The 19,401-nt window shown below is 69.1% G+C and carries 16 protein-coding genes; 6 read left to right on the top strand and 10 right to left on the bottom strand.

Annotated features, from left to right (window positions below):
* Nucleotides 1-268 precede the first annotated feature (268 nt).
* Nucleotides 269-868, top strand: coding sequence for a Maf family protein (locus ACRDPS_RS12890; protein WP_431502041.1), 600 nt, complete (start codon nt 269-271; stop codon nt 866-868).
* Here the strand turns inward: ACRDPS_RS12890 and ACRDPS_RS12885 are convergent.
* The 6 genes from ACRDPS_RS12885 to ACRDPS_RS12860 form a co-directional block, all read right to left on the bottom strand.
* Nucleotides 825-1,433: a GtrA family protein gene (locus ACRDPS_RS12885; protein WP_431502040.1), complete on the bottom strand. Its 609-nt coding sequence runs from the start codon at nt 1,431-1,433 to the stop codon at nt 825-827. The genes ACRDPS_RS12890 and ACRDPS_RS12885 overlap by 44 nt on opposite strands.
* A 103-nt stretch (nt 1,434-1,536) precedes the next feature.
* Complete coding sequence (locus ACRDPS_RS12880; RefSeq protein ID WP_431502039.1) at nt 1,537-2,715, bottom strand: acyl-CoA dehydrogenase family protein; 1,179 nt, start codon at nt 2,713-2,715, stop codon at nt 1,537-1,539.
* Nucleotides 2,716-2,846: 131 nt separating this feature from the next.
* On the bottom strand, nt 2,847-3,737 hold the full coding sequence (locus ACRDPS_RS12875) for a carbohydrate ABC transporter permease (RefSeq protein ID WP_431502038.1): 891 nt from the start codon (nt 3,735-3,737) through the stop codon (nt 2,847-2,849).
* A gap of 53 nt (nt 3,738-3,790) precedes the next feature.
* Nucleotides 3,791-4,810 carry a carbohydrate ABC transporter permease gene (locus ACRDPS_RS12870; protein WP_431502037.1) on the bottom strand — a complete coding sequence of 340 codons (1,020 nt, stop codon included), beginning with the start codon at nt 4,808-4,810 and terminating at the stop codon, nt 3,791-3,793.
* Nucleotides 4,811-4,836: 26 nt separating this feature from the next.
* Nucleotides 4,837-6,249 carry an N-acetylglucosamine/diacetylchitobiose ABC transporter substrate-binding protein gene (ngcE, locus tag ACRDPS_RS12865; RefSeq protein WP_431502036.1) on the bottom strand — a complete coding sequence of 471 codons (1,413 nt, stop codon included), beginning with the start codon at nt 6,247-6,249 and terminating at the stop codon, nt 4,837-4,839.
* A 51-nt stretch (nt 6,250-6,300) separates the two neighbouring features.
* Nucleotides 6,301-7,077, bottom strand: coding sequence for a sugar isomerase domain-containing protein (locus ACRDPS_RS12860; protein WP_431502035.1), 777 nt, complete (start codon nt 7,075-7,077; stop codon nt 6,301-6,303).
* Nucleotides 7,078-7,189: 112 nt separating this feature from the next.
* Here ACRDPS_RS12860 and ACRDPS_RS12855 point away from each other — a divergent pair, with 112 nt between their 5' ends.
* Nucleotides 7,190-8,152, top strand: coding sequence for an N-acetylglucosamine kinase (locus ACRDPS_RS12855; protein WP_431502034.1), 963 nt, complete (start codon nt 7,190-7,192; stop codon nt 8,150-8,152).
* A 66-nt stretch (nt 8,153-8,218) separates the two neighbouring features.
* A complete protein-coding gene (locus tag ACRDPS_RS12850) occupies nt 8,219-9,997 on the top strand; it encodes an acetyl/propionyl/methylcrotonyl-CoA carboxylase subunit alpha (RefSeq protein ID WP_431502033.1) in 1,779 nt (592 codons plus the stop codon).
* 54 nt (nt 9,998-10,051) lie between these two features.
* Here ACRDPS_RS12850 and ACRDPS_RS12845 read toward each other — a convergent pair whose 3' ends face one another.
* Nucleotides 10,052-10,762: a TetR/AcrR family transcriptional regulator gene (locus ACRDPS_RS12845; RefSeq protein WP_431502032.1), complete on the bottom strand. Its 711-nt coding sequence runs from the start codon at nt 10,760-10,762 to the stop codon at nt 10,052-10,054.
* A gap of 166 nt (nt 10,763-10,928) precedes the next feature.
* On the opposite strand from ACRDPS_RS12845, the gene ACRDPS_RS12840 reads away from it, so the two are divergent.
* Nucleotides 10,929-11,858 carry an NAD-dependent epimerase/dehydratase family protein gene (locus ACRDPS_RS12840; RefSeq protein WP_431502031.1) on the top strand — a complete coding sequence of 310 codons (930 nt, stop codon included), beginning with the start codon at nt 10,929-10,931 and terminating at the stop codon, nt 11,856-11,858.
* 8 nt (nt 11,859-11,866) lie between these two features.
* Here the strand turns inward: ACRDPS_RS12840 and ACRDPS_RS12835 are convergent, their stop codons facing one another.
* Nucleotides 11,867-12,655, bottom strand: coding sequence for a 3-hydroxybutyrate dehydrogenase (locus tag ACRDPS_RS12835; protein ID WP_431502030.1), 789 nt, complete (start codon nt 12,653-12,655; stop codon nt 11,867-11,869).
* Nucleotides 12,652-14,025 (bottom strand): MFS transporter, encoded by a 1,374-nt coding sequence (locus ACRDPS_RS12830; protein WP_431502029.1) that lies wholly within the window; start codon nt 14,023-14,025, stop codon nt 12,652-12,654. The genes ACRDPS_RS12835 and ACRDPS_RS12830 overlap by 4 nt, the downstream gene beginning before the upstream one ends.
* A gap of 94 nt (nt 14,026-14,119) precedes the next feature.
* Here ACRDPS_RS12830 and ACRDPS_RS12825 point away from each other — a divergent pair, with 94 nt between their 5' ends.
* Nucleotides 14,120-15,028 (top strand): LysR family transcriptional regulator, encoded by a 909-nt coding sequence (locus ACRDPS_RS12825; RefSeq protein ID WP_431502028.1) that lies wholly within the window; start codon nt 14,120-14,122, stop codon nt 15,026-15,028.
* Between the two features lie 72 nt (nt 15,029-15,100).
* Nucleotides 15,101-18,490, top strand: coding sequence for a pyruvate carboxylase (locus tag ACRDPS_RS12820; protein ID WP_431502027.1), 3,390 nt, complete (start codon nt 15,101-15,103; stop codon nt 18,488-18,490).
* Between the two features lie 179 nt (nt 18,491-18,669).
* On the opposite strand, the gene ACRDPS_RS12815 is transcribed toward ACRDPS_RS12820, so the two are convergent.
* Complete coding sequence (locus tag ACRDPS_RS12815; protein WP_431502026.1) at nt 18,670-19,323, bottom strand: chloramphenicol phosphotransferase CPT family protein; 654 nt, start codon at nt 19,321-19,323, stop codon at nt 18,670-18,672.
* Between the last annotated feature and the right edge of the window lie 78 nt (nt 19,324-19,401).

Raw genomic sequence — 19,401 nt, 5'->3', positions numbered from 1 at the left:
CGGCCACCAGAACTCGGAGCGGCTGGCGCGGCCCTCGAACTTGGCGTACTTCTTGAAGAAGCGCGCGATGGCGTCACGGGGCGACGCGCCGCGGAGCGGCTGGCTCAGCGTGACTTCGCCCACGGGGCCGGCGCCGTAAGGCTGCTGCGGGGGCGGGGGTGGCGAGTAGTCGGCCACTTTGGGTTCTCCTCTATAGGGTTGGATTAACGTGCGAAACCTAGCGGGGACCAGCACCGAGGTAAAGGACCTTTACCCCTAGGGTTGGGACATGACCACGCTGGTCCTTGCCTCCAAGTCCCCCGCTCGCCTGCAAACGCTGCGCAGCGCAGGTGTCGAGCCCGTGGTGATCGTCTCAGGTGTCGACGAGAGCCGGCTCGACGGGTTGCCCCCGACCGACCTGGCGCTCGGGTTGGCCGAGCTCAAACGGGACGCCGTGGCCGGCCGGCCCGAGGTCCCAGAAGGCGCGCTCGTGCTGGGCTGTGACAGCGTCCTCGAGCTCGACGGCAAGGCCCTCGGCAAGCCCGCCGACGCCGAGGAGGCGGCTCAGCGCTGGCGGGAGATGCGCGGGCACAGCGGCATACTCGTCTCCGGGCATGCGCTGACCGACACGGCCACGGGACGGAAGGTGTCCCGGACGGCCGCCACCACTGTGCACTTCGCGGAGATGAGCGACGAGGAGATCGCGGCGTACGTCGCGACGGGTGAGCCACTTCACGTCGCCGGCGCTTTCACGATCGACGGGCTGGGCGGGGCGTTCGTGACGGGGATCGAGGGCGACCACCACAACGTGGTCGGGTTGAGCCTGCCGCTGCTACGTGACCTGCTCAGCGGCCTCGGTCACGCATGGCCCGATCTGTGGAACCGCTGACCCGTTCGCGACGCTCCGGCGCCACCAGCACCGTCCGTCCCGGGGCGGCGGCGTTCACCGCTGCGGCCTGCTCCTCGACGCTGCCGTAGACCTGGGTGTAGCGGATCGGCCGGCCGAAGACGAACCGCCGGAACAGGAAGAACCGGGCGACCTGGCCCATCAGCACGCCGACCACGTTGGCCGAGACGTTGTCGGCGATCGCGCTGTCCCAGCCGATGACGCTTCTGGTGACATACAGGCACGCGATCGGCAGCAGCATCGTCACCGCATTGATCACGACATAAGCCGTGAACCCGCCGTCGGGGTGGTCGGAGACCCGGTGACGGAAGGTCCAGCGGCGGCTCAGGTCGTAGCTGATCAGCATGCCGACCGTGTTGGCGATGACGTACGCCGGGATCGGCTGCCCGTTCATCGGCCCGGCACCGAGGAAGAAACCGTGGACCAGGCCGTTGAACAGCACGAAGGCGACTGCGGTCGCGATGCCGCCCACCATCATGAAGCGGACGACCTCGCCGAAGAGGCGGGTGCGACGCAGCCGATCGAGCAGCTCTCCCCCGAACGCCATGTGGCTACAGTAAACGGTCATTGGTGAGATGACGTTTGAATACTTTGCGGGTTTCGTTCAGCCGCCGGTCAATTCGCCGGTCCATCCACGGACCGCCCGCGACTTATTCGACAGGGAGGCCGAGGCCTCTGGCGATCAGCATCCGCTGCACCTCGGAGGTGCCCTCGCCGATCTCGAGGATCTTGGCGTCGCGGTAGAAGCGGGCCACCGGATACTCCTCCATGAACCCGTAGCCCCCGAAGATCTGGGTGGCGATGCGGGTCGCGGTGACGGCCGACTCGGTGGCGTACAGCTTGGCGGCGGCTGCCGCCTGCTTGAACTGCTTCGTCGTCGCGCCACCGGTGTCCAGCGCTGATTTCATCGCGGCAGCCTCGTACGTCAGCAGGCGCGATGCCCGGAGCATGACCTCGAGGTCGGCGATCTGGAAGGCGACGCCCTGCTTGCGCCCGATCGGGCCGCCGAAGGTCTGCCGCTCGCCCGCGTAGTCGAGCGCCATGTCGAGGCAGGCCTGGATGCAGCCGACGGCGAGCGCGGCGATCGCGACGCGGCCGTCGTCGAGGGTGGCGAGGAACTGCGCATAGCCGCGGCCGCGCTCACCGAGGAGGTGGTCGGCGGGCACCCGGGCACCGTCGAAGGACAGCGGGTGGGTGTCCGAGGCGTGCCAGCCGAGCTTGTCGTACGCCTTCTCGGCGGTGAACCCGGGAGTGCCCGACGGGACCATGATGGTGCTGATCTCGGCCTTGCCGTTGTCGCGGGTCCCGGTGCGCGCGGTGACGGTGACGACCGAGGTGATCGAGGAACCGGAGTTGGTGATGAACTGCTTGGCGCCGTCGACGACCCACTCCTCGCCGTCCAGGACGGCCTTGGTGGCGGTCGCCCCGGCGTCGGAGCCGGCACCCGGCTCGGTCAGCCCGAAGCCCGCCAGCGCGCGTCCGGCGACGAGGTCGGGGAGCCAGCGCTGCTTCTGCTCGTCGGTGCCGTAGGTGAGGATCGGGTTGATCCCCAGGCCGACGGCGGCCTCGAGCGTGATGCCGATCGACTGGTCGACCCGGCCGAGCTCCTCGATCGCCACGCAGAGCGCGACGAGGTCACCCTCACCGCCGCCGTACTCCTCGGGGGCGGTCAGGCCGAAGAGGCCGAGCTCGCCCATCTTGTGGACGACCTCGACGGGGAAGTAATGGTCGCGGTCCCACTGCGCGGCATGGGGCGCGACCTCCTTCTGGGCGAAGTCACGGACGACAGCACGCAGCTCTTCGTGCTCGGGCTGGAGGAAAGCAGTCACGCGCCCTAGGTTAGCGCTTATTAACCTGGGGCGCGAGAGCAGCGTCACACCAATCCCCGAGTCGGCTCATCCTGACGCCGAAAACCGCCGAGTCGGCGCGTCATGACGCGCCGGCTCGGCAGTCGATGTGGTCAGCGGAAAGTGCCGGTCGAGACCGTCCCGGCGATCCTCCGCTGGAAGATCAGGTAGACGACCAGGACCGGGAGCACGGTCATCACCACGCCGGCGAAGAGCGCACCGAAGTCCACGTTGTAGCCCGCCTGCGACGAGAACGACGCCATCCCCTGGGTCAGCACGTAGTTGTCCCGATCGGTGTTGAGCGCCACCGGGAGCAGGAACTGGTTCCACAGTCCGAGGAAGTTGAAGATCGCGACGCCGGCCATCCCGGGTGCGGCCATCGGCAGCATGATCCGGAAGAACGTGCGCCACTCCCCTGCCCCGTCCATCATCGCGGCCTCGTAGACGTCGTCGGGCAGCGTCTTGAAGAAGGCGAAGAGGAAGAAGACGGTGAACGGCAGCGCATAGGCCACATAGGTCAGGATCAGACCGGGCAACGTGTTGAGCAGCCCGAACCCCTGGAGCACGAAGAACAGCGGCACGATGACCAGGAAGACCGGGAAGGTCAGCCCGCCGAGCATCGAGTAGTAGATGAAGCTGCGGCCGAAGAACTCGAACCGCGCCAGCACATAGGCGCACATCGCCCCCAGCAGCATCACCAGCACCAAGGCGGTGCCGACGACGATGACGGTGTTGAAGAAGTACGTCCCGATGCCGGCCTTCGTCCAGGCGCTGACGTAGTTGTCGAAGCTCCACTGCGCCGGCAGGGTGAACGGCGAGGACAGGATCTCCTTCGACGTCTTGAACGAGGAGAGCAGCACCCAGCAGAACGGCACGATCACGATCACCGACCACAGGACCAGCATCGTGTGCGAGGTGCCCGCCACCAGGGCGTCACCGGGCGTACGTCGGCTGCCGTCGGGGCGCGCCGGGGCGGCCGCCCTGTCGAGAGTCACGGTAGTCATGCTTTCGGGGTCCCCCGCTGCGCCCGGAGCGGAGCGAGGACGTAGTGGGGTGTTCATGCGCGTACGCCTCCCTTCTTGTCCCGGCCACCGGAGAAGTGGAAGATCACGAAGATCAGCGCGGCGAAGAGCAGCGTGACCAGGGCGAGCACCACCCCCATCGAGGTGGCGTAGCCGAACTGGCCCTTCTTGAATGCGGTGTTCATCAGATACTGGCTCATCGTCAGCGTCGAGTTCGCGGGCCCACCGCCCGGGGCGAGCGCCGCCATGAAGACGTACGCGTCGAGGGTGAGGATCCCGAGGTAGATGTAGGCCGTCTGGACGTTGTCACGGATCGAGGGGAGCGTGATCGAGACGGCCGTACGGAACCGGCCGGCGCCGTCGATGCGGGCGGCCTCGTAGATCTCCGCGGGGACGCCCTTGATCGCGGCCACGAAGAGCACGGTGTAGAAGCCGATGTTGGCCCAGATCATCACGAACATCGAGGCCGGCATCGCCGCACGCACCTCCCCGAGCCAGGCGTAGTTCGTGAACCCTTCGAAGCCGATGCCGGTGAGCATGCCGTTGAGCAGTCCGGCGGCCGGGTCGTAGACCTGCGCCCAGAGCAGGCCGATGACGACGGCCGGGACGGCGTAGGGGAAGAACGAGACGACGCGATAGAAGCCGGAGCCGTTCAGGCCGCGCACCTGACCGGTGCTGGGGCCGGCGGTCGTGACGACCACCGCGATCGCCAGCGCCGCGACCAGGGTCACCAGTGGCACCACGAGCGTGAGCAGCACGTTGTTGCGCAACGCCTTGAGGAAGGTGTCGTCGTTGAAGAGCTTGACGTAGTTGTCCAGGCCGACGACGTTCATGACCGGGGAGAAACCGGACCAGTCGGTGAGCGAGTAGAAGAGGGCCTGGCCGATCGGGATCACGACGAAGATGACGAAGACCGCGACCGGGAGGCCGAGGAAGACGGCCATGAACAGGGCCCGGTCGAAGGTGAGCTTGCGGCGGCGACGGCGCGGTGGGGCTCCCCAGGGGTTCGCCTCGGGGAGCCCGCCCGCCGTCGCATCAGTAGCTGATGCAGACATAGGTGGTTCGCGATCTGTGAGAGGGATCAGGTGATCTTGAGCTTCTCGATCGAGGAGTCGTCGGCGACCTTGTCGAAGATGCCCTGGACCTTCTCCGTCAGGCCCTTGACGTCCAGGTCACCGGAGAGGAACGAGTTCCATACGACCAGCTCGTCGGTGTTGGTGCCGTAGTAGTCGTAGAACTGGAAGTTGAAGACGTTCTCCCCGGCGGCGTCGAGCATCGCGGTCTGCGACTTCAATGCCGCGGAGCCGAAGCCGTCGGCGGGGACGGTGTCCTTGACGATGGTCGGCGCGAGCTTCGTCTTGGCGAAGTTCGTGGCGGCCTCCTTCGACAGCATCGCTCGCAGGAGCTCCTTGCCACCGGCCGGGTTCTTGGCCTTGCTCGGCACGATGTAGCCCTCGCCCGCGGCGGCGCGGATCGCCTCGTACGGCATCTCCGACTTGTCGGTGAGGGTGAACTCCGGGATGCCGGTCATCTCGAAGCCCTCCTTCGTGGTGTCCTTCATCTCGTTCTCGATCCAGCCACCGCTGGGGTAGAGGAGCGCCTGCTGCTTGTTGGACCACTTGGCCTGCGCGGCGGTGAACACGGTGCCGGCGCCGCCGGGGATGAACATCCCCTGCTTGACCATCTCGCCGAGCTTCTCGAGGATCGACTGGATCGTCGGGTGAGACCAGGCGCCCTTCTCGAGGTTCTCCAGCGCGAGGCGCACCTCGTCGCCGCCCTCCTTGGCAGCCGAGTCGATCACCAGGGTGCGGTAGTAGGTCGCCGCCTCCTTGCCCCAGGTCCAGAGGTACTTCTTCTTGGCCTTGGCCTTGGCACCGAGGTCGAGCGCCTCGTCCCAGGTCTTCGGGGCGGTCCAGCCGTTCTCCTCGAAGAGCGAGGCGGAGTGCCACACCGCGTAGACGGTCATCACGTAGTTGATCGCCACGAACTTGCCGCCGAAGGTGCCGGGCACCTCGACGTTGGGGTAGAGGGTGTCGGCGATCTTGGTGCCCTCGTAGTTGTTCGCCTCGAACACGTCGTCGAGCGTCTCGAGCTGCGCGGCGATGGTGTTGTAGCCGATCAGGTCCGCGCCAGAGTTGTCGATCAGGTCCGGCGGCGTGCCGCCGACGAAGCGCGGCTGCAGCTCGGTGGCGATCTTGGTGGTCGCACTGACCTTCATCGTGGCGTCGGCGAACTCCTTGCCCGCCACGCCCGCGGCGAACTCGACGTAGTCGTAGCCGTAGCCGCCGTCGAAGATCACGACGTCGACGGTGGAGTCCTTGGCCATCCCGAACGGGTTGGTGTCGGACTTGGTGCCACCGCCGGAGTTGTCAGAGTCGCTGCCGGGTGCGCCGCAGGCGGCGAGCGCACCGGAGAACGACAAGAGCGCCGCGCCGGCGAGGCTGCCGCGCAGAAGGGTCCGGCGATCGAGCCGGCCGTGAAGCTGCTGGGACATCGTGCTGCCTTCTTTCGGGTGGGATTCCTCTTTACTTCTTCTTACGGGTGTTCATGCCATGCTTCCGATGCGCTCGCCGTAGCGAGCCTTCAACGCATCGTTGTGCTCATCGCCACCCGGGATGTTGGCGGAGAGGTACAGGGGCGGGGTCTCGCCCTCCTCCTGGATCCTGGCAGCGGTGCCGAGGGTCAGGAGCTGGGCGATGTACGCAGCGGTGATGGAGGAGACGGCACCGGCCAGGACTCCCTGGGCGCCGTCCTCACCACCACCGAGGGTCACGGTGGCGTCGCCGAAGGGGGCCAGGTTGTCGATCACGACGTCGGCGATCTCGGCGAGGCGTTTGCCGCTGGGGTGCTTGGGGGTGACCGCCTTGGTGTGCTCGAGGCTGGTCACCGCGATCACCTTGTGGCCCTTCTCCTTCGCGCGCAGCGCGATGCCGACGATCGAGCCGTTGACGCCGGAGTTGGAGGCGATCAGGAAGACGTCCTCGGGGTGGAGCTCGTGCAGACCCCAGAGCTCGTCGGCGATGTTGCTGTCGCGCTCGAGGAGACCGCCCTGGAGGTCGCTCGCCGGGCGCCTGCCCTTGAGGACGGTGTCGCGCAGGGCGATGGCGTGGGTGGGGATCAGTCCGCCGGCACGTCCGGCGATCTCCATCGCGAAGGCCTGCGAGTGCCCGGTGCCGAAGGCCTGCAGCACACCGCCGTTGCGGATGCTGTGGACCATCGCCTCGACCGCCTCGTCGAGGCCACCGGACTGCGCGATGGACTGCAGCTCGGACAGGCGTGTGCGAACCTGCTCGTCGAAGGTTCCGAACACGTCACTGGTCAATTAGTCCACCCACTTTGCAAACTCGGGCTACGACCGTATGACGAGCCCTGCGCACGAAAACTATTTGGAGAGAGTACGCCTGGCAATGGTTTTCTGTTACGAAACGGTGTCAATGACTCATAACTATCTGGGACTCGACGCGGGAGGCACCAGCACTCGCGCCGTCGTCGTCTCCTCGGACGGGCGTTGCCGAGGCATCGGCAAGGCCGGCAGCGGCAACCCGACATCGGCCGGGATCCAGGCCGCCACGGCAGCTATCACCGCGGCTGTCACCCAGGCCGTGACCTCCGCGAACGCCGGTCAGATCTCCGGCGCTGCCCTGGCGGTGGCAGGGGCGGGCGACGCCGGCCACCGGGCGGCGATCGTGGCCGCTCTCTCCGACCTGGTCGCGGGTGAGCCGGTCTTCGAGTTCGATGTGCTGGCTGCGTACTTCTCGGGGACGGCGGCTCCCGACGGCTATGTGCTGCTGTCCGGCACAGGCGCGTCGGCGGTTCGGGTCGAGGACGGGCGGCTCGCCGCGATCTCGGACGGACTGGGCTGGCTGATCGGTGACGTCGGCTCGGGCTTCTGGCTCGGCCGGGAGGTCGTACGCGCCGGGCTGGCGCCGCTGGACGGGCGCGGGTCCTCGACGCTGCTCACCGGCCTGCTTCTCGACACCCTCGGGATCACACCGGACGATCAGCGCACGGGCGGCCGGACCTCCGCGCTCGTCGCGGCGACGGCCGCTCTCTATGCGATGGCCCCGCTGCGTCTGGCCGACTTCGCCTCGCTCGTCTTCGTCGCGGCCGGGGCAGGCGACCGGGTGGCCGCGGGCATCCTCGACGAGGCGGCGGCCGGGCTCACCGAGACGCTGGCGGCGGTGCGTACGTCCGATGTCGAGGGGCCGCTGGTCGCCGCCGGGAGCGTGCTCGCCCGGCAGCCGGACTTCGCGAACCGGGTCGCGCCCGGGGCGGTCGTCGCGACCGACGGACTGGCCGGTGCGGCGGTGCTGGCACTGCGGCGTGCGGGCGTACACGTCGACGACGACGTCTACCTCCGGGTCACCTCTTCGCTCGCTCAGCTCGCCTCGGTGTGACAATCGTCATCACGGACGCCTGAAGCCAGGCCGGAAGGCCTCCTCTAGCATGTCCTTGCATTCACGATGGAGGAGTTCTCGTTGAGCAAGCCACTGACCAAGGTCCTGATCGCCAACCGCGGTGAGATCGCCGTTCGAGTGATCCGCGCGTGCAAGGACGCCGGAATCGGCTCCGTAGCGATCTACGCGGACCCCGACCGTGACGCGCTCTTCGTGCGCCTGGCCGATGAGTCCTACTCGCTGGGCGGAGCGACGCCGGCGGAGTCCTACCTGTCCATCGAGAAGATCCTCGATGTCGCTCGCGAGTCGGGTGCCGACTCGGTCCACCCGGGCTACGGCTTCCTGGCTGAGAACGCCGAGTTCGCCAAGGCCGTGATCGACGCCGGGCTGACCTGGATCGGCCCCCCGCCCGAGGCCATCGAGTCGCTCGGCGACAAGGCGAAGGCCAAGCACATCGCGCTCAAGGCCGGCGCACCGCTGGCTCCCGGCCTCAAGGACCCGGTCGAGGACGCCTCCGAGATCGTCGCCTTCGCCGAGGAGCACGGCCTCCCGGTCGCCATCAAGGCGGTCTTCGGCGGCGGCGGTCGCGGCCTGAAGGTCGCCCGCACGCTCGAGGAGATCCCCGACCTCTACGAGTCGGCCGTACGCGAGGCCGTGGGCGCCTTCGGTCGCGGCGAGTGCCTGGTCGAGAAGTTCCTCGACAAGCCGCGCCACGTCGAGACCCAGTGCCTGGCCGACCAGCACGGTAACGTCGTGGTCGTCTCCACCCGCGACTGCTCACTGCAGCGTCGCCACCAGAAGCTGGTCGAGGAGGCCCCCGCACCGTTCCTCACCGAGGAGCAGAACAAGCGCCTCTACGAGTCCTCCAAGGCGATCCTGCGCGAGGCCGGCTACGTCGGCGCTGGCACCTGTGAGTTCCTCGTCGCCGCCGACGGCACCATCTCCTTCCTCGAGGTCAACACCCGCCTCCAGGTCGAGCACTGTGTCTCCGAGGAGGTCACCGGCATCGACCTGGTCCGCGAGATGTTCCGCGTCGCCGCCGGCGAGGAGCTGGGCTACGACGACCCCGAGGTCCGCGGCCACTCGATCGAATACCGCATCAACGCCGAGGACGGCGGCAACAACTTCATGCCGGCCCCGGGCACGCTGACCGAGTGGGCTCCCCCGGCCGGCCCCGGCGTACGCCTCGACGGCGGCTACGAGAAGGGCGAGACCATCCCCGGCTCGTTCGACTCGCTGATCGCGAAGCTGATCATCACCGGACGCGACCGCACCCAGGCACTCGAGCGTTCGCGCCGTGCGCTCGACGAGTTCAAGGTCGACGGCATGCCGACCGCCATCCCGTTCCACCAGGCCGTCGTCTCCGACCCGGCCTATACCGCCGAGAACGGCTCCTTCGACGTCTACACGACCTGGATCGAGACCGACTTCGACAACCAGATCACCCCGTACGCCGGCGCTGCCGGTGAGCCGGCCGAGGACGGCGAGCGCCAGACCGTGGTGGTCGAGGTCGGCGGCAAGCGCCTCTCCGTGTCCCTGCCCGCGGGTCTCGGCGGGCTCGCCGTCGGTGGCGGCGCCGGTGCCGCGAAGAAGCCCAAGCGCTCGGCGAAGAAGGCCGGCGCGGCCGCCTCCGGCGACTCCGTCACCTCGCCGATGCAGGGCACCATCGTCAAGATCGCCGTCGAAGAGGGCCAAGAGGTCGCCGAGGGCGACGTCGTCATCGTCATCGAGGCGATGAAGATGGAGCAGCCCCTCAAGGCCCACAAGGCCGGCGTCATCACCGGCCTCAACGCCACCGTCGGCGAGACCGTGACCAACGGTGGAGTCATCGCCGAGATCAAGTAGCTCGTCTCGAGGCGGCCGTTCACCGAGGTAGCTCGGTGAGCATCCGACCGTCCGTCATAGCCCGAGCTGGTCGGCCAGTGCGACGAGGTGCAGCTCGAAGAGGGCGGCGGGATCACCGAACGCGTCGGGGCCGAACTGGCCGAAGACCTCGAAGCTGATCCTGCCGAAGAGGCTCGTCCAGACCAGCACACCACGGATCAGGACCGCGTCGGGCAGCTCGAGGCCGCCCTGGTCACGGATGCCCTGCAGCCCGCCCTCGAGCGCAGGTGAGATCTCGTCCGGCTCCTCGGGCAGGGTCAACCGACCGGTCTCGAGCGCAGCGGCGACCAGGCGCAGCATCGCGACCGGGACACGGGTGCCGGGGACACTGGTGCGCTCGTCGGGTGCGGCATAGCCAGGGACCGGGGAGCCGAAGAGCAGGGCGTACGTCGCCGGCTCGGCCAGCGCCCACGCCCTGACCGCACGTCCGAGCGCGAGGAACCGGGACCGGTGGTCGCCCTCGGGGGCCGCCTCGACGGCGGCGTCCACGGCGTCACCCAGCTCGTCGTAGCCCGCGACGAGCAGCAACGTCAGCAGCTCGTCGCGGCTCTTCACGTAGCGGTAGACCGCCGAGGAGACCACCCCGAGGTCACGGGCGACCGCACGCAGCGAGAGTGCGGCGGCTCCATGGACCGCCAGGTGCTCGCGGCCGATCCGGACGATCTCGTCCATGGTCTGCACTCGCGCTCGTTCGCGCGGGGTGCCGTCTCGTGTGGTGCCTGCCATGACCCCATCGTGTCTCGGGTCAGAGAGCGGTGTCAACAAATGTGAGCACTGCTCTTGCTTTCTGGCACGTGTCGCGTCAGACTCGTTCCGAGAGCAATGCTCTCCAACCCCGGATCTCGCCACGCTCGGGGCCACTTCGTTCAGACCCGAAGCAAAGGACACAGCCATGAACAGCACCCACCTCGTCATCGGCGCCGGCCCCGTCGGCGCGACGATCGCCCAGCAGCTCGCCGCCCGCGGCGATCGCGTACGCCTCCTCACCCGCTCCGGCAGCGGACCGGTGCACGCGAGCATCGAGCGCCTTCGCGGCGACGCCACCGACCCCGACACCGTCACCCAGGCAGCGTCCGGCGTGCAGGCCGTCTTCCACTGCATGCACGGAAGCGCCTACGCCACGGCCACCTGGCGCGCCGAGCTCCCGCGGGCCGAGCAGGTCGTGCTCGAGGCCGCCGGTCGATCCGGTGCCGTGGTCGTCTTCCCCGAGAGCCTCTACGCCTACGGCCACGTCGCCGGCACGATGACCGAGCAGACCCCGCGAGACGCCGACTTCGGCAAGCCGGCCGTGCGCGTCGACCTGCTCCGCGCCCGCGACGCCTCGCCGACCCCGACCGTCAGCGTCGCGGCGTCGGACTTCTACGGCCCGCTCGTGCGCAACGCCCACGCCGGTGAGCGGATGGTCCCGACCGTCCTCGCCGGCCGCACCATGCGCGTGCTCGGCGACCCGGACGCACCGCACTCGTGGACGTACGTCCCGGACCTGGGCGCCGCGATGATCAAGACCGCCGGCGACGAGGCCCTGTGGAACACCTTCCTGCACGCGCCCACCGCTCCGGCGGTCTCCCAGCGCGCTCTGGTCCGGACGTACGCCGAGGTGGCCGGCGTGCCCGCGCCGCGGGTCGGCAGCATCCCGGCCTGGACGCTGAAGGCGATCGGAGCCGTGCACCCGGGCACCCGCGAGCTGGCCGAGATGGTCTACCAGTTCGACCGGCCGTTCGTGATGGACTCCTCGGCCAGCGAGGCACGCCTCGGCCTGTCGCCCACGCCGCTCGAGACCGGGGCCAAGGCGACTGTGGACTGGTGGCGTACGCAGGCCTGAGTGTGAGGCTACTTGGCGCTCCAACCGCCGTCGATGGCCCAGGAGGCACCGGAGACCATCGCCGCGTCCGGCCCGGTGAGCCAGCCGACCAAGGAGCCGACCTCCTCCGGCTCGACGAGCCGCTTGACCGCCGCGTCCTGCAGCAGCACCCGCTCGAGGACCTCGGAGGTCGCGATGCCGTGCATCTCGGCCTGGTCAGCGACCTGCTTCTCCACCAGCGGCGTACGCACGTAGCCGGGGTTGACGCAGACGCTGGTCACGCCGTGCGGACCGCCCTCGAGGGCGGTGACCTTCGAGAGTCCCTCCAGCCCGTGCTTGGCCGAGACGTAGGCGCTCTTGTAGGGAGAGCCGACCAGGCCGTGCACGGAGGAGACGTTGATGACGCGACCCCAGCCGTTGGCGTACATGTGCGGCAAGGCGGCCCTGACCAGCAGGAACGGCGCGACCAGCATGATCGAGTGGATCTTGCGGAAGTCGTCGGGATCGAGCTTCTCGATGGGGCTGACCCGCTGGATGCCGGCGTTGTTGACCAGGATGTCGACCTCCAGGGTGAGGTCGTCCAGCTCGGCGGTGGCACTCAGGTCCACCACCCACGCCTCGCCGCCGATCTCCTCGGCCAGAGCCCGGGCAGCGTCGCCGGACACGTCGGCGACGACGACCCGTGCACCGCGGGCGGCGAGCTCGCGAGCCACCGCCGCACCGATCCCCGAGGCACCGCCGGTGACCAGCGCGCGGCGGCCCCGCAGCGTACGTCCGGTGTCGACCGGCGCAAACGGGGCCGTCGTCGCTGACGTCACGCCGGGGTCACCTCGCGCTCGGCCTCACGGTCGGCATCGGCGCGGTCCAGGGTTCGCAACGAGGTGCCCTTGGTCTCCTTGAGCGTGAGCACGACGAGCGCCGTGATGATGCCGGCCACGGCGAGGTAGATCGCGGTGTTGGTCCAGGTGCCGGTGTCGCGGAGCCAGGCGATGGCCAGCAGCGGCGCGAGCGAGCCGGCGAAGATCGAGGTGACCTGGTAGGAGATCGAGATGCCGGAGTAGCGCATCCGGGTCGGGAACATCTCGGCCATGATCGCGGGCTGGGTGGCGTACATCAGCGCGTGGATCGCCAGGCCGGCGATCAGGGCGGCGCAGATCGCGACGTTGTTGGTGGTGTCGAGCATCGGGAACGCCCAGAAACCCCAGGTCGCGCCGAGCACCGCACCGACCAGGTAGACCGGCTTGCGGCCCACGCCATCGGCGAACCAGCCGACGGCGAGGATGAAGAAGAAGTGGCAGGCGTGGGCGATCGCGATCAGGCCGAGCAGCGCGCCTTGATCCATCTTCTGGTCCTCGACCAGGTAGACGATCGAGAACGACACGACCAGGTAGTACATGATGTTCTCGGCGAACCGCAGACCCATCCCCTTGAGCACGCCGATCGGGTAGCGCTTGACCACCTCGAACACGCCGTAGCCGGTCGAGGCGGCGTCGGTCTGCTCGGCCTTGGCGGCCTCGAAGATCGGCGCCTCGGTGACCGAGCGACGGATGAAGTAGCCGACGAGGACCACCACGGCGGAGAGCCAGAACGCGACCCGCCAGCCCCACGCCAGGAACGCGGCGTCGGAGAGCGTGATGGTCATCACGGTGAGCACCAGTGTGGCAAGCAGGTTACCCACCGGCACCGCCGCCTGCGGCCAAGCCGCCCAGGTCGCCCGCTTCTCGTCCGGGGCGTGCTCGGCGACCAGCAGGACGGCGCCGCCCCACTCACCACCCAGCGCGAGCCCCTGCACGAACCGCAGCACCACGAGGCCGATCGCCGCGAAGATCCCGACCTGGTCGTACGTCGGCAGGCAGCCCATCAGCACGGTGGCCACGCCGATCAGCATGATCGTCAGCTGCAGCGTGTACTTGCGGCCGAGGCGGTCGCCGATGTGGCCGAAGAAGATGCCGCCCAGGGGTCGGGCGAGGAACCCGATCGCGTAGGTGACGAAGGCCGCGATGATCCCGTCGTAGGCGTTGCCGGTCGCCGGCATGATCACCTTGGCGAAGACGAGCGCCGAGGCGGTGGCGTAGAGGAAGAAGTCGTACCACTCCACGACCGTGCCGGCCATGGAGGCCGCCACGGTCCTGCGGAGCAGGCTCTGGTCGTTGGGGGCGGCGGTGGCGCCCGGCTGTGTCGAGGACATGGCTGGGAGTGTGACAGCGATCACGATGTGCTTGCAACGCGCATGTTGGCACACGCTGTGAACGAAAATGCACACCTCTCGATAGGGTGGCCCGATGGCCACCTCGTCGCCGACCACACCCTCCGCTGACCAGCTGCTGGTGCTGCTGGAGGTGGCCCGCAGCGGCCGCTTCACCACCGCCGCGCGCTCGCTGGGCCTGACCCACACGACCGTCAGCCGCAACATCGCCGCCCTCGAGCGGGTCCTCGGTGGGCGGGTGCTCGTACGCGGTTCGGACGGTTGGGCGCTGACCGCTCTCGGCGAGCGGGCGGCGCGGGCCGCCGAGGGCGTCGCCGAGTCGCTGGCCCAACTGGCGGCCGACGAGCCCGCCGACCCGGTCGCCGGCGTGGTCAGGATGTCGACGACCGACGGGTTCGCCGCGTACGTCGCCTCTCCGGCGGTGGCGGGGCTGCGACAGGACCATCCCGAGCTCTCGGTCGAGATCGTCACCGTGACCCGGCAGGCGGCGCAGCACCGCTCCGGCGTCGACATCGAGGTGGTGGTCGGCGAGCCGGCGGTGAACCGCGGCCGGGCGATGCACCTGGGCGGCTACGAGCTCGGCCTCTACGCCTCCCCCGGCTATCTGGAGCGCCACGGTGCACCTGGCACGATCGAGGAGGCCGTACGCCACCGCCTGGTCTACTTCGTCGACTCGATGCTCCAGGTCGATGATCTCGACATCCCCCGGCGGCTGTTGCCCGGCATCCGCGACGCGGTCACCTCGACGAACGTGTTCGTGCACGTCGAGGCGACCCGGGCCGGCGCCGGCCTCGGCCTCCTGCCCTGCTTCATGGCCGATCGGCACCCCGACCTCGTCCGGCTGCTCCATGACGAGATCCACCAGCGGCTGCCCTACTGGGCGGTCGTGCATCCCGAGTCCTGGCGCCGACCCGCCGTGGCCGCCGTCGTGGGCGGCCTGCGGGAGCAGATGGCCGAGCAGCACGATGCCCTGCTCGGCCGGTGACGTGCGTCCAGCAACTGGGAGGTAGCGTCCCATTACCTGGACGACCGGCTTCGGATCGGTACCGTTACCGCCATGTTCAAGAAGGTGTTGGTTGCCAACCGCGGCGAGATCGCGATCCGAGCTTTCCGTGCAGGCTTCGAGCTCGAGGCGAAGACGGTCGCCGTCTTCCCCTACGAGGACCGCGGATCCGAGCACCGGCTGAAGGCCGACGAGGCCTATCAGATCGGCGAGCTCGGCCACCCGATCCGGGCGTATCTGGATCCAGACGCGATCGTCGAGGTCGCCAAGCAGAGCGGCGCGGACGCGATCTACCCCGGCTATGGGTTCCTCTCCGAGAACCCGGCGCTGGCCGAGGCGTGCGCGCGGGCAGGGATCACCTTCATCGGGCCTTCGGCGGAGGTTCTCACGCTCACCGGCAACAAGGCCACCGCGATCGCGGCGGCGAAGGCTGCCGGCGTACCAACGCTTCAGTCGGTCGAGCCGTCCACCGACGTCGACGCGCTCGTCTCCGCCGCTTCCGCACTGCCCTACCCGCTGTTCGTGAAGGCGGTCGCGGGCGGCGGTGGTCGCGGGATGCGGCGGGTCGACTCGCCTGACAAGCTTCGCGAGGCCGTCGAGACGTGCATGCGGGAGGGCGAGGCTGCCTTCGGTGACCCAACCGTCTTCATCGAGCAGGCCGTGGTCGAGCCGCGTCACATCGAGGTGCAGATCCTCGCCGACGGCACCGGTGAGGTGATCCACCTTTTCGAGCGTGACTGCTCGGTCCAGCGCCGCCACCAGAAGGTCGTGGAGATCGCTCCCGCTCCGAATCTCGATCCTGACCTGCGTGAACGCATGTGCGCGGACGCGGTGCGGTTCGCCCGTGAGATCGGCTATTCGTGTGCCGGGACCGTGGAGTTCCTGCTCGACCCCGACGGCAACTACGTGTTCATCGAGATGAACCCGCGCATCCAGGTCGAGCACACCGTGACCGAGGAGGTCACCGACGTCGACCTGGTGCGCTCGCAGATGCGGATCGCCGCCGGCGAGACCCTGGCTGATCTCGGCCTCACCCAGGACTCCGTCCAGCTTCGCGGCGCGGCCATGCAGTGTCGGATCACCACCGAGGACCCCGCCAACAACTTCCGCCCCGACACGGGCATGATCACCACCTACCGTTCCCCCGGCGGCGCAGGGATCCGGGTCGACGGCGGCACGACCTACTCCGGGGCCGAGGTCTCGCCGCACTTCGACTCGATGCTCGCCAAGCTCACCTGCCGCGGCCGTACGTTCGCGGACGCCGTCACCCGGGCCCGACGGGCGGTGGCGGAGTTCCGGATCCGCGGGGTCGCAACGAACATCCCTTTCCTGCAGGCGCTGCTGGATGACCCCGACTTCGTTGCCGGCTCGATCACGACCTCGTTCATCGAGACCCACCCTCAGCTGCTGACCGCGCGGGCCTCCGGCGACCGGGGCACCAAGCTGCTCACCTACCTGGCCGACGTGACCGTCAACCAGCCGCACGGCGCTGCTCCGGTCTCGCTCCACCCGGTGGAGAAGCTGCCGTCGCTCGATCTGTCGGTGGCACCCCCGGCCGGGTCTCGGGACCTCCTGCGTGAGCTCGGGCCCGAGGGCTTCGCCGCCGCTCTGCGCTCCCAGGAGGCGGTGGCCGTCACCGACACCACCTTCCGCGACGCCCATCAGTCGCTGCTGGCGACCCGGGTCCGCACGACCGATCTGCGCGGCGTCGCCGGCCATGTCGCCCGGCTGACACCGCAGCTGTGGTCCCTGGAGGCCTGGGGTGGGGCAACGTACGACGTCGCTCTCCGCTTCCTCTCCGAGGACCCGTGGGAGCGGCTGGCACAGCTGCGCGAGGCGGTGCCGAACATCAACCTGCAGATGCTGCTGCGTGGTCGCAACACGGTGGGTTACACGCCCTACCCGACCGAGGTCACCGACGCGTTCGTCTCGGAGGCGGCCTCGACCGGGATCGATGTGTTCCGGATCTTCGACGCGCTGAACGACGTGTCCCAGCTGCGGCCGGCGATCGACGCGGTGCGTGCGACCGGGACCTCCGTCGCGGAGGTGGCACTCTGCTACACCGGCGACCTCTCCTCGCCGGACGAGAAGCTCTACACGCTCGACTACTACCTGCGGCTGGCCGAGGAGATCGTCTCCGCCGGGGCGCACGTGCTGGCGATCAAGGACATGGCCGGTCTGCTGCGGGCGCCCGCCGCGCGCACCCTGGTCACCGCGCTCCGCTCGCGGTTCGACCTGCCGGTGCATCTGCACACCCACGACACCGCCGGTGGCCAGCTGGGCACGCTTCTCGCCGCCATCGACGCCGGGGTCGACGCTGTCGATGCCGCGACCGCGTCGATGGCCGGGACCACGTCGCAGCCGCCACTCTCCTCGCTGGTGGCTGCCGTCGACCAGACCCCGCGCGCCACCGGCCTGTCGTTGGCGGCGGTGAACTCGCTGGAGCCCTACTGGGAGGCCGTACGCCGCGTCTACGCGCCCTTCGAGTCCGGCCTGCCGGCACCGACCGGTCGCGTCTACCGCCACGAGATCCCGGGCGGCCAGCTCTCCAACCTGCGCCAGCAGGCGATCGCGCTCGGGCTGGGTGAGAAGTTCGAGCAGATCGAGGACATGTACGCCGCGGCCAACCAGATCCTCGGCCGGGTCCCGAAGGTCACCCCGTCCTCGAAGGTCATCGGGGACCTGGCGCTCTCGCTCGTGGCGGCCGGGGCCGACCCGGCTGCGTTCGAGGCCGACCCTGCCGCGTACGACATCCCGGCCTCCGTCATCGGCTTCCTCAACGGCGAGCTCGGTGACCCGCCGGGCGGCTGGCCCGAGCCCTTCCGCGGCAAGGCGATCGCCGGCCGCACCTGGAATGCTCCGTCGCCGACCTTGTCGGCCGAGGACGCCGCCGCGCTGGCCGGTGAGCAGCCCGGCGAGCGCCGGGCCACGCTCAACCGTCTGCTCTTCCCCGGCCCGACGAAGGACTTCACCGAGGCACGCTCCAAGTGGGGCGACGTGTCGGTGATCTCGACCCTCGACTACCTCTACGGTCTGCGCGAGGGCGAGGAGCATGTCGTCGAGCTCTCCGAGGGTAAGACGGTGATCTTCGGCCTCACCGCCGTCTCCGAGCCCGACGAGCGCGGAATCCGCACCGTCATGGCGACGATCAACGGCCACCTGCGCCCGATCGGCGTCCGTGACCGCTCCGTCGCCGCTGAGGTCGCCGCAGCCGAGAAGGCCGACCCCGCGGTGCCCGGCCAGGTCGCCGCGCCGTTCCAGGGCGTAGTCACCATCACCGTCGAGGCCGGCGACACCGTCAAGGCCGGCGACACCGTCGCCACCATCGAGGCGATGAAGATGGAGGCCGCCATCACCGCCCCCATCGACGGCAAGATCTCCCGGCTCGCCTTCTCCGGCACCCAAGCCGTCGACGGCGGCGACCTCGTCCTCGTCCTGGGCTAAGCCGAAGCGTCACCCCTGCAGGCCGAAGCGTCACCTCTGCAGGCCGAAGCGTCACCTCTGCAGGCCGAGACGTCACCTCTGCAGGCCGAGACGTCACCCCTGCAGGCCGAAGCGTCAGCTCTGCAGGCCGAAGCGTCACCCCTGCAGGCCGAAGCGTCACTTCTGCAGATCGAGCGAGGTCACATCTGCCCACTCGACCTGCGCAAGCGACCCCTCGGCCTGCACAAGCGACCTCTCGGCCTGCAGAAGTGACGCCTCGGCCGACGTACGTGACTACTCGGCGCGGTCGCGGGTCCGGAGGCGGTCGAATGCTTTGGGGCGGTGAGGGCAGGCAGGGCGTGGGCGATCGCCTTCGCGCACGCAGGCGGGGGTGTGGCGGTGGAGTCGACACGGATGTCGTATGCGTCATGGGAATAGACGAGGGTCTGTGAGCGGGCGAGGCCGGTGGGGCGGTCGCCGCGCACCGCCTCCCGTCGTTCGAGCTCGTCGGGCGCGCACCAGACTTCGACGAGGGTGACGTCGTAGCCGTCGAGCACGGCGAGGAGGTCGTCGAGCCGCCAGCTCTCGCTGAGCGGGTAGTCCATGATCACGTCGTTGCCCACCGAGGCCAGGGCGGCGACCGTCCGGTGGTAGCCGAGCCGGGTCCTCCGCAGCATCTCCGCGATCCCGGCATCGTCGAGCTCCCGCGTATGCACGGTCGAGCGCATCCCGCTGACGCCGTCGACCGGGACGAGGAACCACGGGTCCTCGAGCAGCGGCAGCAGCTCCCGCCCGATGCTGCTCTTCCCCGAGCTCGACGCCCCGTTGAGCAGGATGATCCGCCCTCTCCGCATGCCAGGAGGCTACTGGTCGAGGACCGACCGCCGAGAGGTCAGTTGTGCAGGCCGAGTGGGCACCCACCTGCCCTCTCG

Source organism: Nocardioides sp., assembly GCF_050699375.1.
GTDB lineage: Bacteria > Actinomycetota > Actinomycetes > Propionibacteriales > Nocardioidaceae > Nocardioides.
Note: the sequence above shows the minus strand (reverse complement) of the source record. Positions and strands in the feature narration are given on the sequence as shown.

Excerpts from the sequence above, each read along its gene's own strand:
- ACRDPS_RS12890 (WP_431502041.1), top strand. The coding sequence starts at position 269 with ATGACCACGCTGGTCCTTGCCTCCAAGTCCCCCGCTCGCCTGCAAACG.
- ACRDPS_RS12885 (WP_431502040.1), bottom strand. The coding sequence starts at position 1,433 with ATGGCGTTCGGGGGAGAGCTGCTCGATCGGCTGCGTCGCACCCGCCTC.
- ACRDPS_RS12875 (WP_431502038.1), bottom strand. The coding sequence starts at position 3,737 with ATGACTACCGTGACTCTCGACAGGGCGGCCGCCCCGGCGCGCCCCGAC.
- ACRDPS_RS12870 (WP_431502037.1), bottom strand. The coding sequence starts at position 4,810 with ATGTCTGCATCAGCTACTGATGCGACGGCGGGCGGGCTCCCCGAGGCG.
- ngcE (WP_431502036.1), bottom strand. The coding sequence starts at position 6,249 with ATGTCCCAGCAGCTTCACGGCCGGCTCGATCGCCGGACCCTTCTGCGC.
- ACRDPS_RS12855 (WP_431502034.1), top strand. The coding sequence starts at position 7,190 with ATGACTCATAACTATCTGGGACTCGACGCGGGAGGCACCAGCACTCGC.
- ACRDPS_RS12850 (WP_431502033.1), top strand. The coding sequence starts at position 8,219 with ATGGAGGAGTTCTCGTTGAGCAAGCCACTGACCAAGGTCCTGATCGCC.
- ACRDPS_RS12845 (WP_431502032.1), bottom strand. The coding sequence starts at position 10,762 with ATGGCAGGCACCACACGAGACGGCACCCCGCGCGAACGAGCGCGAGTG.
- ACRDPS_RS12840 (WP_431502031.1), top strand. The coding sequence starts at position 10,929 with ATGAACAGCACCCACCTCGTCATCGGCGCCGGCCCCGTCGGCGCGACG.
- ACRDPS_RS12830 (WP_431502029.1), bottom strand. The coding sequence starts at position 14,025 with ATGTCCTCGACACAGCCGGGCGCCACCGCCGCCCCCAACGACCAGAGC.
- ACRDPS_RS12825 (WP_431502028.1), top strand. The coding sequence starts at position 14,120 with ATGGCCACCTCGTCGCCGACCACACCCTCCGCTGACCAGCTGCTGGTG.
- ACRDPS_RS12820 (WP_431502027.1), top strand. The coding sequence starts at position 15,101 with ATGTTCAAGAAGGTGTTGGTTGCCAACCGCGGCGAGATCGCGATCCGA.
- ACRDPS_RS12815 (WP_431502026.1), bottom strand. The coding sequence starts at position 19,323 with ATGCGGAGAGGGCGGATCATCCTGCTCAACGGGGCGTCGAGCTCGGGG.